At 53.5% G+C, this 14,744-nt stretch carries 9 protein-coding genes; all 9 read right to left on the minus strand.

What is annotated here, in order from left to right:
* Positions 1-667 precede the first annotated feature (667 nt).
* Positions 668-4,222, minus strand: a complete 3,555-nt coding sequence (locus ABD920_RS20130) for a PVC-type heme-binding CxxCH protein (RefSeq protein WP_345161626.1) — start codon at positions 4,220-4,222, stop codon at positions 668-670.
* 1 nt (position 4,223) lies between these two features.
* Positions 4,224-5,477, minus strand: coding sequence for an SGNH/GDSL hydrolase family protein (locus ABD920_RS20135; RefSeq protein ID WP_345161628.1), 1,254 nt, complete (start codon positions 5,475-5,477; stop codon positions 4,224-4,226).
* A 391-nt stretch (positions 5,478-5,868) separates the two neighbouring features.
* Positions 5,869-7,071 (minus strand): alpha/beta hydrolase family protein, encoded by a 1,203-nt coding sequence (locus tag ABD920_RS20140; protein WP_345161630.1) that lies wholly within the window; start codon positions 7,069-7,071, stop codon positions 5,869-5,871.
* Between the two features lie 52 nt (positions 7,072-7,123).
* Positions 7,124-8,269 (minus strand): FG-GAP repeat domain-containing protein, encoded by a 1,146-nt coding sequence (locus ABD920_RS20145; RefSeq protein ID WP_345161632.1) that lies wholly within the window; start codon positions 8,267-8,269, stop codon positions 7,124-7,126.
* Between the two features lie 118 nt (positions 8,270-8,387).
* Complete coding sequence (locus ABD920_RS20150; RefSeq protein ID WP_345161634.1) at positions 8,388-9,587, minus strand: Gfo/Idh/MocA family protein; 1,200 nt, start codon at positions 9,585-9,587, stop codon at positions 8,388-8,390.
* Between the two features lie 21 nt (positions 9,588-9,608).
* Positions 9,609-10,673 (minus strand): sugar phosphate isomerase/epimerase family protein, encoded by a 1,065-nt coding sequence (locus ABD920_RS20155; protein WP_345161636.1) that lies wholly within the window; start codon positions 10,671-10,673, stop codon positions 9,609-9,611.
* A 110-nt stretch (positions 10,674-10,783) separates the two neighbouring features.
* The gene (locus tag ABD920_RS20160) at positions 10,784-12,010 is read right to left on the minus strand and encodes a hypothetical protein (protein ID WP_345161638.1); all 1,227 of its coding nucleotides are present in this window, start codon (positions 12,008-12,010) and stop codon (positions 10,784-10,786) included.
* Positions 12,011-12,033: 23 nt separating this feature from the next.
* A complete protein-coding gene (locus tag ABD920_RS20165; protein ID WP_345161640.1) occupies positions 12,034-13,092 on the minus strand; it encodes an aldose 1-epimerase family protein in 1,059 nt (352 codons plus the stop codon).
* A gap of 131 nt (positions 13,093-13,223) precedes the next feature.
* Complete coding sequence (locus tag ABD920_RS20170) at positions 13,224-14,726, minus strand: RagB/SusD family nutrient uptake outer membrane protein (RefSeq protein ID WP_345161642.1); 1,503 nt, start codon at positions 14,724-14,726, stop codon at positions 13,224-13,226.
* Positions 14,727-14,744 lie beyond the last annotated feature (18 nt).

Genomic DNA, 14,744 nt, shown 5'->3' on the forward strand with positions numbered 1-14,744 from the left:
TAATCCACAAAACAGGCAACACCTGAGCAAGATCTTGTCATGCAAGAGAACCGGCGTCCTTTAAAGATGTAAAAATAAAACAATTTAAAGGAAAGGCGGATGTCGGCCTGATTTCTAAATCAGCCTTCTTAAACAAACCCTTGATTGGTGGCTCTTTATATGTATTTTATATATACCAGTACTCCCTGTTGCTATGCAAGCCTCCCGGAATCCATGATAATGGCTCTTAAATACAAAGCGGGCGGCGCGCAACCCGTTCAGATGCGCGACACCCGCTTTATATAGTAAATCATCCCTTCGTATCCCGGTTTTGAGAGAGTTTCCCGTTAATCAGGATTTGCCTGCTGAAAATCGGGTACACGCTTCATGAGACTCAAAAACATAGTCGTTGTTTGCAAAAGGGATTCCGTGCCTGCTGACCATATGATCGGCTTTCTCCCTGGCTGTGTACGCGTTAATAAAATGCACCATTTCTTCGGGAGCCTTTGGTCGTTTCAGATAAACCACCGGTGGTTCTCTAAAGCGGGCTCTACTCTTCTTTCAGGGCACATCGCCTCCCGAGGTCACTTCCACCGCACCTTTCAAAAGAGGCGCGGGGCCTCAGTTGAAATTGCTTTCCTGAGAGGCGCAGGTTTCTGTAAAGCATATACAGGTTTGGGAGTACGAGCTACTGCCCCATAACAAGTCTGGTTTGGGCGGGTGAACTTTCAGCATCCTGCAGTTGAATACGGAGAGGCCCCTTCTGGTGTACTGACCTATCAATAGCAAGCGTAACCTGGTGGGTGCCTGCTGGTAGCCTAACCACTACCCCTTGCTCCTCCAGTTGGAGAGGCTTCTGGCCTACCCAGGCGGTTATGCCTGCTGTGGAGTTAAACGCAAGGTTCACGTTGCCCTCGCTCAGCACCTCGGTTTCAAACCGTACGAAACTGTACCGCTTATCTTCATTCAATGCCACAACGGGCAGTTCCTCGACAGGCAGATCGCCAGAAACCTTGCTATATACCGGACGAAGAGGCACTTTCGTATTTTCTTTGACAATATGGCCAAGCCCGTGTTCATTGATTTTTTCAGACAACTCCTTGCTGCCCGGCACTGTCTGCCAGCGTCGTACAAACCGCGCATTCGGAACGCGGAACTTTCCGGATTCACCCAATTGCGACAGGAAACCAACCAGGTTGATAAACTCTTCCTTTTCCAAACCGGTGGTTAAGCCCGGAGGCATCAGGGACCCTGTAACTTTCTCAAGTACCTCGATCTGACTTTTGGCAACTGAGACTTCCCTGCCCGTCACATCCCGGATCACCATCTCCGTTGCCCCATTGCTTACGAGGTACCCCATCATCTCGCTACCGTCTTTTTTAACCACACGCTGGAGCTCATATCCCTCTTTGATAGACTTAGCGGGATAAAGAATGGAGTTGATGATGGTTTCAACAGGCGAGCTCGTGCCGAGGCTGCTCAGATCCGGGCCAATCAGGCCTCCGGCTCCTCCAATGGCATGGCACGCAGCACAATTGCTCTTCCGGAACACAGCTTCCCCAAGTTCGTGATCCGCTTTCCCGTTTATTTCTATGGCAAGGCTGTTGATCTCCCGGTTGCTCAGTTGCTGTGCCATCCGCTCGGTGGGCAGAAAACCTCCGGAGGCCTCCAGCGCCTGCCGCAGGAGCGCCACGTCCTCGTCTTTATGCCGCCCCCACGGTATCTGCCGCTCGAAGCTCGGTCTGACAGCCTTCGCTACATTTGCCGGTATTTTCCTGGCCAACAGTTCTTCTGAGAGCACGCGCGCGCCCTGCTTTTGTGACAGAAAAGCCCTGAACAGTTCCGAAGCGTCTTGCTGCGCGGGCAGACTCTGCAAAAGCCCTACTCCAAGACGGGCTGCTTCGGCCACATTCAAAGAGGCAATCTGGGCGGTAGCCAAAAGCCGTAATTCCATATCATTTTTCCCGCTGGCCATGCGCATCAACGCCTTTTCGGACTCGCCAGTATTCAATGCAGCCAATGCGCTCAGCGCCGCCCTCCTGATGTTCTTATCTTTCTTTTGAATGAGGCTGATCAATTGCCCGTTCATCTCTTCCATATCCCAGTAACCGATTAACCGCAGAGAATTTATGACTGTTGCTTCGTCCTTGCTTCCGGTAAAACTGGCAATTCGGGCGAGGTTCTTATCCGGCTTCACCTCTCTTTGGCGCGCCGCCTCCACCAGCGCCCCTAACTGTGCCGCTACATTTTTGCTCTGCGTTGCCTGGCCTTGCGCAGCCATATCAAGAAGAATATTCAGATCAGCAGTGCTTCCCCATTTGGCAATAGAGTTGAGCACGTCCTTCTGATACGCTTCCGGCACCAGGTTCTTCTGGTAAAGCCGGGCAAGCTGTGTTACAGCGTCCGGGTTACGCATCGACTTCAGCGCAAATGCGGTTTTCCTGGGATCCCTTAAAAAGTCAGGATCCGTCTTCAGGCGTTCCATCAAGGATGGCTCAAGTTCATGGATGGTTTGCCACAGGGCATAGTCCAGAAACTCATCCATCGGGTGCTCCAATACAGACAAAGCTGTGCTTGCAGCCTCAGCCGTCTGCACTTTCCGGAGGGCAATAACCGCCTCCAGGCGCACCTGAGGATGCTTGTCTTCCACCGCTCTGGCGAGCAGACCGGGAACATTCGCTATTTTGTTATGCCAGAACTGGAGGGAACGGAGACCGGCCGCCCGGGCATTGTGGCTTTTGGCATTCAAAAGGGTCAGCAGCAGTTGCTCGTTCACTACCCCAAGCGATTGATGCACCCAAAGGGCCTCCAGCAAATGGTGCTCGTAGTCCGGATCATTTTTATCAAGGCCGCTGACCCACTTTTGCAGTACCGGGATCACCTCGCTGGCCCCGCGCGCTTTCAGTACCTGCTTGGCCTGCGAGCGGGTCCAGTCCTCCGGTAGCTTTAAAGCATCCAGAAGCACAGCGACAGTGGCCCCCTCCAGTTTTGGAGCTTTCACCAGCGGCCGGTCTTTGGCCACAATGCGCCAGATGCGGCCATGCTCCTGATCCCGGCGCGGGTCATGGAAATCCACTTCTCCGTGCTGGATAATCGGGTTGTACCAATCGGCTATATATAGGGCACCATCCGGGCCCACCGAGATATCCACCGGTCGGAAAGCGACATCATCTGTCCACAGCAGATCCTCCGCCTGCTTTGAGACGTAGCCACTGCCCTGCTCCTGCAATTCAAAACGATTGATCCTGTTTGCCCGGAAGTCGTTGGTTACAACGCTCCCCTGCCAGGATGCTGGCAGATGCCGCCCTGAGATTACTTCCAGCCCGCTGTGCTTGGGTTGCCCCGGGTTTAAACCGCGTATGATTCTTTCGGCACCCGGAGAGGTCAGAAATGTTGCCCCCGGAAAAGCGTAGTTGATCCCTTCATTCCCTGCGCCATCTGTCAGGAAAGACTGTCCCCAACGGTCAAACTGAAGCCCCCAAGGATTTATCAGGCCTTTGGCATATATATCCAGATCAAGCGTTTGCGGGTTAAGTTGCCAGACACCGCCCCCTTCGAGGCGCTTAACACCCGACGGCGTTTCGATATGGCTGTAGATGTAGATGGACTGATTGAAGTAAAGTTGACCGGCCGGCCCCCAGCGGAAGGTATGAATAAGGTGGTGCGTATCACCCGTTCCGAAACCGCTCAGCACCCGGCGCTTTTTGTCGGCTTTACCATCGCCGTCTGTATCCATAAAATGTAAAATCTCTGTGGAGTTGGCCACATAAACGCCGCTGTCACCGGGCAGAATGCCGGTGGGTGTCAGCAGCCCCTCCGCAAAAACAGTGGCTTTGTCCGCCTTTCCGTCCCCGTCCGTATCCTCCAGCACGGATATTTTATCGTTTGCCTCCTCCCCTGTTTTCAGGTGGGGATAAGCCGTGCTGCTCACAACCCACAACCTGCCTTCTGTATCCCAGTTCATTTGGATAGGCTTTACCACCAGCGGCTCAGCGGCAAAAAGCGTGACCTCAAAACCATCCGCAATCTGAAACGACTCCAGTGCTACCTGTGGGTCAGTCGTATCATTTCTGTAATTCTGATTTACCATGGACGTCATCAGCAGGAAAACAGGCACAAGCACGATTCCACAAAGAATCCTTGAAGTAGAGGTGGAAAACCTGCGCCCTCTCCCAACTAACCTTTTTATCAAACCTGAAAGCCCGGACTTGTTCATATGCTTCTTATTTTGTCTTGCTGTCATGCTATCTTGTTCGGGTAAGTTGATACACTTTTGAAGCTGGCACGCGGTCCCGTGCAATCTGTCCTTCCAGCCAGGTAATGATAACACTCAGTTCCTCCAGGCCTTTCGCGTGCCTGCCTTGTTCATGGGACCGGAACCCGACGATATAAGTCCTGTTAAGCGGCCGGTACTGATGGAAAAACAGCTCGTTCTTCTTTACAATCTTCTCACGCAACTGGCTGGCCTGGCTGAAGGAAGCGCCTAACGGGATTTCTATCCCTTCATTCCACTCATTAGCCGAAGCGGTTATCATCTGGAAGTTATCTGTACTGAGTGTATACTTCCCCCTTTTAAGCCCTGAAATCCTGAATACCCGCGCATTATTTGCTGTTGCTCCCTCCTGCTCGGGTAGCGGGAGTGGCAGAAAAGCTTCGTCGATCGAGAACTTTATGATTCCACTATCTTTACCTGCATCCAAAACTTTAGCCGGCCCCGTTGCCTCTACAGCGTGTTTGGAAACGTTCAGCCTTACTGACTCGTTGGTGCGCGGTGCCAATCCCAGTCCCTGTTCGAGGGTAGCAGCCAGGTGATAATAACCGTTTTCATTCAGGTGATAGCCATTATCCGACAATGTTGCATGTTTTCTGCGCTCCAGAAGCGGTTTGAATACATCGATAAACCGCAGGCCCCGCTCTGAAGCCGTCTTGGCGATAGCAGCGGCATATAGCTCCAGCATCGCATTGCGCTCCTTCAGATTTTCGGTAGTTCCGGCTGCTATTACCGGAACAGGCGACAAAAGAATTGCTTTTGCACCAAGCTGGTCTACCTTGTCAAGCAACTGGTTTAACCCCTGCTTAAAATGGGGAAGGCCAGCCTCTCCCTCAAGCGCCTCGTTGGCGCCGTAGGCGATGAATACAATGGTGGGCTCGGCTTTCGTTAATTGCTCTATCAGCAAATCATAGGTGCTCGGCGAGGAGATATAACTGCGCGCTTCCCCCCAAACCGTATCGCCCGACCAGCCGATGTTCCGGTACGTGACATTACGGTGGGGCCACCTTGTGGTCAGGGCATATTCCAGGTAGCCGTAGGGTAGCTCGTTTTCGAACAGTGAGTTTCCGACAAAGACAACCCTGTCGCCATCCTGAAGCTCAAAAGCTGCGTCAGCCGCTTCCGCCACGACCTGCGGCGAACCCTGAGCAACCGTTGTTCCGACAGGTAAGGTAGTAGACAATAATAACACACAACCGAGGGCGGCCAGAAGCTTTCTCTTTCTCATGCATTTCTATTTAAAGTAATTGAAGCAGTTGCACGAGGCATGCCTGGTTCAGGATACTGCGCTTTTACAGGAAATTCAACCATTCCTTTAAACTTCAGGAACCAGGTGCTGCCCTTTCCTGCTATACCAATGTTCAGTTAATCAACTTAAGTTTCGAGATATAAAGCAGCTATAATTTTGCGAATTAAAATCCGTCCCTGACCCTCTGAGGAGTAACCCCCTTTTCGACGGTGGAAGTATGTAGCAAGCACCTTGAGCCATATATACCTGCGTGCACCAGCCATATATAGCGTAAACCCATGAGGATATATGGCTAACGAAGGGCACGACCATATATAACTTGCCTTTCTCCTCAGGAACTGTGCGAATAAGTACCCTTGCGAAAAGCAGGTTATTTCCTGCCCGTTTTGTTACCCGCAGTTAGTAGCGCACTCACGGCTTTGTCTCCTGTCACAGCATAGGCCGGCCGGGGATGCTGCGCATCGAAAACGCGGAGCACCGATGGGCTTTCGACTGTCACAAAGCTTTCGTCGACCTCTCCTTTCTCATTCGTCACCTTTTCCAAAGATAGATTGAGATGCTTCGCTAAAAAGGCATAGGCTCCTTTCCGTTTACTGATGCCATAGTCGTGGCCTTCGTCCGGGAGATGCAGGTTCTCTACCTGGTCCTCCCGGCCATATAGGCGGTAGATGTTTTTTATATAGGGATATTCCACCGCGGGGGTATTCTTCGTCCAGTCCTTGCCGTCAGAGATCAGCAGCATGGGGCGGGGGGCGGCTAAGGCAGCAATTTCCACGTTGCTGGTCTGGTGGTCTTTGCTTTTGTGAACGGGCATGCCGCTTTCGCAGGAGCAACCGCCAAAGAAGTACGACGAAACCATCACTACCGGCACGGATACCGCAATCCTGTCATCCAGGGCAGTGAGGAAAAAAGCCTGTGTCCCGCCTCCCGACTCGCCTGTCACGCCTATCCGCTTCGCATCCACCTCCGGGAAGGAGAGCAGGAAATCCACAGCCCGCCTGCTGTTGTGCGTTTGCAGGGCCAGGGCCTGCGGGTGCTTGTGGGAGCACTGGGTGGCGTCGGCGTAGCCGATCATGTCATAGGCAAAAACGATGGCCCCCATCCGTGCGAGCGCAGCGCAGCGCTTTTGCATATACTCCTGCACTCTGCCGTCCGGGCCATGCCCGTGGGTGGCGAGGATACCGGCATATGCAGACTGCTTTTGCGTAGGGCGGTACAGATTGCCCGTCACGAAAAAGCCGGGCAGGCTCTCGAAAGCCACGTTTTCCACGGTGTACCCGTCGTAAGTCCTTTTGCTGTGGATGACAGGGTTCAGAGGGGTGCTTTCAGGGATACGCGCCAGGCCCATCCCATCCACCATGCCTTTCCGGATGCGTGCAGCCCTTTCCTCCCAACCCTTCCGATCGTGGTAAGTGGCGGCAAATCTTTCCAGGGCGGCTTTCCCTTCTGCCTCTGTATAATAAGCCCCCTGGCAAAGCATGGTGGAGTCAACGGCTTGTGCTGACAGAGTAAGACTCAGCAGGCTGAAACCGGCCAAGCTTAGTAGCGCGAAGAAAGACTGTACCTTTATCATGATAAAAGATAATGAGTTGCTGACGAAAGAGCGTATCAAGCAGAAGCAGATCCTATCCCTCGTTGAAAAAGATGTAAAGCCCCTGTTTGCCTGCCACAATGATATCAGGCCGGCCGGTGCCCCGCAGGTCGGCAACACTGAAGTATATGCCTGTTCCCACGCCTTCCCCTAAAGGCCCGTAGCTGATGATGTTCTTCGTGAAGCTTTCGCCGTTCCACGTGTAATAGTACAAGCCAAGGTTATCGTCAGCGCCGGGGTCATTGCCGTTATGGGCGCGGTAACGCTTGCCCGTCACAAGTTCCGGTTGTCCGTCCTTGTTCAAATCCACCCACTGCATCTCGTGAAACTGGGAATGGTCTAAGTCGATGGGGTGCGCAACCCACGTTCGCTTGCCTTTGCGGTCTACCTGTTGCTCATGCCAGTACAGGCCATATCCGTGCGCGTTGCCTGCGATCAGATCCGCGAGGCCATCCTTGTTCACATCCGCCACAATCATCGGGACGCTGGCAGGCTCTATCGAGAAGCCGCCATGCAGTTTCCAGGAGCCGGTAAGTGGGTCTTTTGGCGCCTCAAGCCAGCCATCACTGATCACAAAGTCTCCCCTGCCATCGCCGTTTATATCCCCAAAGCCCAGGCCATGCTCGTGCGTTTTGGCTACTTCCACCCGTGTGAACGTTGGGTCGCTGTTCGCTCCGGCGTTCACTTTGTAAAATGCCAGCGGCTTGCCCGGTGTGTTCGGAACCAACTCCAGCGCCCCGTCCCCATCCACATCCCATGCGCGCACGGTTTCTATATTGCCGGTTTTGGCTATGGTGTGCGCTCTCCAGGGTTCATCCGATCCCGGGTTTTCGTGCCAGCGAAGCGCCTCAGCAAACCAGCCGCCCGACACAAAATCCATCCGCTTGTCGCCGTTAAGATCCATCGGGATAGTCGCGAAATCATCATAGTATTCGCCGTAGCGTTTGGAATCGGCCATAAAATGACGCTTCATATAGCCGGGGCCCTCGTACCAGAAGCTACCCGAAACCAAGTCCGGTACTTTGTCTCCGTTCACGTCGAACACGCCAACGGATTCAAAGCTCTCGGCAGCGATAAACTGCTTTCTGAACTTAACGGCTCCCGGTTGCGCTGTCTGAACGACAGGCTCTTGAAGAAGGGAAATCAGAAGCAGCAATAAAGCGGAGTGATAGAATACCATAGCCAAACAGGGTATATATGCTGGAAGAGACTGCTAAAAAGAAAAGCTGTTGATTTATGACTTATCCTCGCAGAATAATCCATATCTCAACAGCTTCATGACGATGGAGACACGTTACCTACGCTTCACCTAACACAGGCACTTTTCCATCCGCATGCTTTTCAACCCACTGTACATCTGTATTCTTCCAGCTTCTTGAGGCAGCGGAGTCAAGCACGGCCTCGCAGACCTTCTGCGTTTCCAGGGCCTCCCTGAATGTAGGGGAGCACGGCTCGCCGGTCTCCAGGCTCTTCAGGAAGTCGGCGACATGGTGCAGGAAGGTATGTTCGTAGCCAATGCTTGTGCCGGGAATCCACCACCTGTTCATATAGGGCTGATCACTGTCAGAGACATGGATGGAGCGCCAGCCGCGCACAATGGACTCATCTGAATGGTCAAAATACTCGAGGCGGTTCATGTCGTGCAGGTCCCAGCGGATGGAAGCGTGCTCACCGTTGATTTCAAAAGTGTACAAAGCCTTGTGGCCGCGGGCATAGCGCGTCGCCTCAAAGAGGCCCAAGGCCCCGTTATCAAAGTGGCAGTGGAAAATGCAGGCGTCGTCGATGCCTACTTTCTGCACCTTGCCTGTTTCCTGATGCACACGTTCCTTGATGAAAGTCTCGGTTACGGCCGACACATCCTTTATGCCCCCGTTCAGCCACATGGCGGTGTCGATGCAGTGGGCAAGCAGGTCGCCGGTCACACCGGAGCCTGCTGCGGCTGCATCCAAACGCCAGGTGGCCGTACCGCCCTGCGGCACATTGGCGTTGATCGTCCAGTCCTGCAGGAAGTTCGCCCGGTAGTGGAAGATACGCCCAAGTTTGCCCGAGTCAATGATCTGTTTCGCCAATGTTACAGCCGGCACGCGTCGGTAATTATACCATACTGTGTTGTTCACACCTGCCTTTTCGATGGCGGCCACCATCTGCTGCGCCTCCTCCAGTGTACGGGCGAGCGGCTTCTCGCAAAGAATCATTTTGCCGGCGGCGGCGGCGGCGATGGCAATCTCCGCGTGCATATTATTCGGGGTGCAAATGTCCACGGCGTCAATATCCTCCCGGGCGATCAGCGCTTTCCAATCCGTTTCTGTCGACTCGTACCCCCATTGCTCGGCAAACGCCTTCACTGTTTCCTCGCTGCGGGCGCAAACCGCCTTCAGCACCGGCCGGTACTCCAGCTCAGGAAAGAAGTCATTCGCGCGCTTATAGCCATTGGTATGAATGCGGCCCATCAGGCCACATCCAATCAACCCGATTCTCAGTTCCTTATTTTTTCTCATTTTTTTCTGCTGGTTAAGAAATTATTGAACAGTATCGCCTACAAGCTTTTTCTCAGGCTCGTACCAGCCATGCTGCTGGCGCACTTTTACCATGGTGGCCAGGATGTCGTTCCAGGTCTGCTGCTTCATCATCACCTCGTTAGCGAACATGCATCCGTCCCAGCATATATGCTTAAAGGCTTTTGTAAGCTCCCCGTTCTCATCGCGCAGCCAGTAACCGGCATCGTGGGCCACGTCCAGTTTACCGTTAGGGTCCGTTGCCAGGCAGTGGCGCCCTGTTTTATCGTGTGAGCCTGTTCCGTGCACGGTGCCATCGTTCTGCGCCACATGGAAATCTATGGTCCAGGGGCGAAGCGCGTTGGTTAACGTGATAAGCCCCTGATGCAGCGTTTCGCGGTCATTCCAGTCGAAGTCTTTGGGCAGGATGCGGTCTTCCGGTCTGTTATAGCCCAGCAGGTACAGCAAGGTATGCGACATATCGGCCTGGAACCCAATGTTAGGTCGATCGACAGCTTCTAACGTATCGAGCATGGTGCGCCAGCTGTGCATGCCGCCCCAGCAGATCTCGCCTTCTGCGGCCAGCTTCTCACCGTAGTCGGCCGCTACATCGCAGGCCTCCCGGAACGTCTGGGCGATCAGCTTTGTGTTGTTCACCGGGTCTTTTGCCCAGCTTTCAGGCGTACTGGCGGAGTCGATGCGGATAACGCCGTGGGGACGCACGCCAAGCTCGCGCAGCTTGCTGCCATATATGCAGGATTTGCGGACCTGTTCCACAAACTGGGCGCGCTCCTCTTTACTGCCCATGGCGGGGCCACCCCATATCGGCGCCACAAGCGAACCGATCTCCAGGTGAAGGGAAGACACTTTGTCCGCCAGCCGCTTGATTCCATCTCCGGTGTCATCAATGTTAATGTGCGGCTCTAAAAGGCCGATGTCGACCCCGTCGAATCTCACCCCGTCCACTTCTGCGGCAGCGGTCATCTCCAGCATCTTATCGAACGCAATTGTTGGCTCCGAATCAGGGCCTTTTCCCACGATACCGGGCCATGTTGCATTATGTAGTTTTGGAAAGTTGTTCTCGTTCATAAGCCAATAGATTTATTCAGGATTAAAAACAGGTTATACATCGGTTTATATACTTTCAACTGGCCGCCGGTGAAGCCATATGGTCAGCTAATTTATATATAGATCATCTATCACGACAGCTCCAGGTCAGGATTGCCGGGGCCAAAGTGCTTCAGCATCACGATCGGATCTGTGGTGGAATGATTGACGATCGTAACCCCTTCCATGGCGGCTTTCTCACTCACGAAGAATTCGTCGTTTGTTAACTGGCCGTAGCGTATCAAAGCAGGCGTTTCAACGGCCCACTCGCCCATTTTGCCATGTCCCTGCATCATGATCAGGCCATAGGCAGCGCTGTCTTTGATGGTTACGGTTGCACCCGGGAATATTGTGAGCTCTTTTGCGCTGAACGCGTCTGATTTATAGCACACCCAGTTTTCTATATATCCCTCGGCCTCCATTTCGGCTATAGCTTTTACAGGCCTGGGCGCCATAAACCTGTTTTCCATCATGTTCGGGTCCACGTTCAGGTCCCAGTCAAGCACCTCCAGCAACTGGTCATAGTCGCCCTTTCTGTCCTCGGGCGTGCCGTTCCAGAGCAGTTCCTCCGGTATGATGGCCTCGTTCACCAGCGACTGGTACATTGCGAAAACATCAGAGGCTTTCTGCGGCTCGTAGGTGCACATGCTTCCGGGGGCATGCAGCAGTCCCGGCGGCACGTCCCAGCCTGTGCCCGGCTCCAGGCGGAAAGCCTGTGAGTAGTTGGTGATTTTATTATCGCCTTTGGTGAAGTTCTCAAGGCACTCGCGGATCTTCTCCTTTGGTGTGCCCGGCGAAATACCGAAGAAGGTATAAGGGAAATCGCCCCCGTGGTTATTCAGCTGCGGCGGGAAGTAATAGGCCTCGGGCTTCCCCATCTGGCCAATCAGGGCAGCTTTCTCGTCGTTGTGATGCACGTGGTGAGGCAAAGGGCCCATGTTATCAAAAAACTTCGAGTACATCGGCCAGCTGCCGTGCTCGTTCCACAGGCGGTCGCCGATCAGCGCGCCCTTCAGTTCGTCCACGGCATCCTTCAGCAAGACTTTCTCCTCCTTATCGCCGTCTTTGAAAACGATAGCGCTCAGGCCCTCGTTTTCTCCGGTCAGCGGACCGTTTTTAGCAGGTGTGGTGGAAGAAAGCCAACGCTCATCAATGCCGCCGCGCTCCCCGCCCAACACATAGTAATCGTCGGGGTGTAACTTTATTCTTCTTCCCGGCACACAAAACGAGCGTGGTACCCAGGTTGGAGCCAAACGCAGGATGCCTTTCCCTTGCTCTAAAGCCTTTGCAGCTAAACTTACTTTTTCAACTGTTTCCATTCTTATTTTCTGTTTCTGTTAGCTTAATTTACTTTTAATAATTCTTTAATCCTTGCTTCATCGCTTAAAACTTCTATCTGCAGGTCAAATGCCCGGCTTTCTGCCGGCTGCAGGAAGATAAGCTCATCCTGCGCCCGCGCCCTCCCCTGCCCGATGGGTGGGTTCGTACCGGGTTCCAGCCCCATGACATATTCGCCTTTCCCCCAATGCTGCCAGTTGGTGAGCCAGGGCAGCTGATCTTTTTGGAACCGTACCGCTACGGCCACACCGATCTGTGCGTTATATACCCCACAGGTACACTGTCCCGAGCTATCCGGCGTTGGGTTAATGAAAGCAGCCTCTTCCCCTCCTCCGCTATGCTCGTCTAAAGGGGCGAGGCACTTGCGGTAGTTGTTGCCTTCCCGGAAAATCCTGTTGTGGGCCGCTCCATCCCGCGCTTGCCACGAACCACCCCAGATAATATCGGCACCTTCATCTACCAGCGGCCAGCCAAAATTCAGGTGATACAGCAGCATATGCGGAGCAGCAGTGTTGCCCCGGTTGATCACCTCATCCCGGATTCTGATGGCAGCCTGTCCGATGGTGCCGGAGATGGTGCGCCTCAGCTCCAGGTTAGGCCCGAAAACCTGTGTCTGCCTGATTCTCCCCGTGATGCTCATCTCCATTCTGCCGGACATGGGGTCTGGCTGAAGAATGGATTCGATCTCAGCGGGCGTGTTGCTGATCTGCCCGTGCAGGCCGCGCTCGCCGTGGGCATCCGCCTCGGGTCCGCCCACATGCGTTAAGCCGCAGGTGGTCAGCAGCCCGCCACCGAAGGTCCGGAGCCAACCGATGCCTCTGTCCGAAAATCGCTCGGGGGATGTAACGCCTGCGTGGCTCAGCCAGGCAAGGCTGTGCTGGTTATAAAAGGCATCCGCAATGTCCATGGCCCGGTCAATGACCACTTTGTAGCGCAGCCCCGTTCCGGTATTGATCCAGGCGATGCGGGTTCCGCGCCCAAGCCCATTATCTATTACTGCGGTTTCTATCCCTCCTAACTGTGCGGGATTGCAGATTTTGTTTTTCCAGGTTGGGTTATCCAAATCGTATATTTGGTTAGAGTTCAATTATTATAAATGGCCTCTCAGGCTAATAACACACCAACGAACAGAGCAGCCGCCCTTTCCGTTGGTGTGTTTAAGCAAGGCTTAACGCCTTTCCACTGCCTGAAAGCTTAAAAATGCGGGCTCAAAGCGGCCTCATCAGCCGGAAGTGCATAATGCAAGGTTATGTTGCTGAACACGTGACTCCGCGGGGCAGAGCCCTCAGGATAGTAATAAGCCTGTGGATTTGCTTTTATTCTTTCCCCATATGCCGTAATCACGTCCATGGCCCTGCCTGTTCTTACTAAATCGAACCAGCGTTTGTTCTCGAAGGCTAACTCCACTCTTCTCTCTCGGTAAATAGCCTCCAGGATATTCCCTCCTGCATAATCGTCCAGGCCGGCACGGTTGCGCACCATGTTCAGGTACTCGGCTGCCTCCCCTTCTTTGCCCTGCTCGGCCAATGCTTCTGCCAGAAATAACAGGACTTCGGAGTAGCGGTAGATAGGCCAGTTCATCCCGTGGTTGTTATGCAAGGCGTGGGTCCGGGCATACTTTTTAATATAGGGATATACGCCATCCTTCCAGGAACTTCCGCTCAGCGTGATATACCCAATGGAAGCCTCTTCTCTTTCGTCACCTTCTTCGTAGGCGGCAATAAGATCGGGCGTCGGAATATTATTTCCCTCTCCATTAAGCGGCTGCGGGTTGGAAGTGCCTGTGATAGTCATGAGTTCCTCTGGTCCAATAGGGCGGGGCATAAACTGGTACAGAAAGGTTCCGTTAAGTCCTGCGGAGCCTTCCATGAACTGCACTTCAAACACCGACTCAATGTTGTTCTTGTTTCCGGTAGAATTAGAGAAGGCGTCGGCATATTCGGGTACCAGGGCATATTCGCCGCTGTTCACCACTTCCTTCAGAAGCGTTTCGGCCTCTGCCCACTTTTCCTGAACGATATACACATTGGCCAGTAAGGTTCTTGCCGCACCCGATGTAACTCTTCCTTCTTCCTGTTCTGATTTGGGTGGCAACAAAGGAATGGCCTCGCTGGCATCTGCAACAATCTGGGCATAAAGCTCTTCTTCCGACGCCAGGGGCAAAGCGGCCTCTTCCCGGTTGGGTACAGGGGTCAGGTGCAGGGGCACGCTCCCAAAGTAACGCACCAGCTCGAAATAGGCATAGGCCCTGAGGAACTTTGCCTGTCCAATGATATTATTTTTCATCGCTTCATCACTGAATTCCACCTGCTCGATGGAGGCCAGGATCTGGTTGGTGCGGGCGATGATCTGATAATCCAGCCGGTACTGATTGAGCACATGCGTATTGGACGTAACGCCGTTGGCAGTCGGAATAGCAAAATCGGCTATATCCTCCTGTTGTTCCGTAGCCCCGAAAAGCGGGTTCCGGGCATAGTAGGTATTGTCAGAGTGCATCTCCCCTAAAAGCCAGGCGCGGTCGTTCACGATGCTTCGCAGCGGCACATACGCCGCATTGATAGCCTGTTGGAAATCGGCGGGCTTGGTGAAAAATGTTGCCGAACTCAGGGATGTTTCCGGCACAATCTCCAGAAAATCATCCTTACAGCCTGTCAGCGTGGCGCCCACAAGCAAGATGAATATGATTCCTTTTTTCATTATATATAGAAATAACGA

This window comes from Pontibacter saemangeumensis (assembly GCF_039541895.1).
Classification (GTDB): Bacteria; Bacteroidota; Bacteroidia; order Cytophagales; family Hymenobacteraceae; genus Pontibacter; species Pontibacter saemangeumensis.

Excerpts from the sequence above, each read along its gene's own strand:
- ABD920_RS20135 (WP_345161628.1), bottom strand. The coding sequence starts at position 5,477 with ATGAGAAAGAGAAAGCTTCTGGCCGCCCTCGGTTGTGTGTTATTATTG.
- ABD920_RS20160 (WP_345161638.1), bottom strand. The coding sequence starts at position 12,010 with ATGGAAACAGTTGAAAAAGTAAGTTTAGCTGCAAAGGCTTTAGAGCAA.
- ABD920_RS20150 (WP_345161634.1), bottom strand. The coding sequence starts at position 9,587 with ATGAGAAAAAATAAGGAACTGAGAATCGGGTTGATTGGATGTGGCCTG.
- ABD920_RS20145 (WP_345161632.1), bottom strand. The coding sequence starts at position 8,269 with ATGGTATTCTATCACTCCGCTTTATTGCTGCTTCTGATTTCCCTTCTT.
- ABD920_RS20130 (WP_345161626.1), bottom strand. The coding sequence starts at position 4,222 with ATGACAGCAAGACAAAATAAGAAGCATATGAACAAGTCCGGGCTTTCA.
- ABD920_RS20155 (WP_345161636.1), bottom strand. The coding sequence starts at position 10,673 with ATGAACGAGAACAACTTTCCAAAACTACATAATGCAACATGGCCCGGT.
- ABD920_RS20140 (WP_345161630.1), bottom strand. The coding sequence starts at position 7,071 with ATGATAAAGGTACAGTCTTTCTTCGCGCTACTAAGCTTGGCCGGTTTC.
- ABD920_RS20170 (WP_345161642.1), bottom strand. The coding sequence starts at position 14,726 with ATGAAAAAAGGAATCATATTCATCTTGCTTGTGGGCGCCACGCTGACA.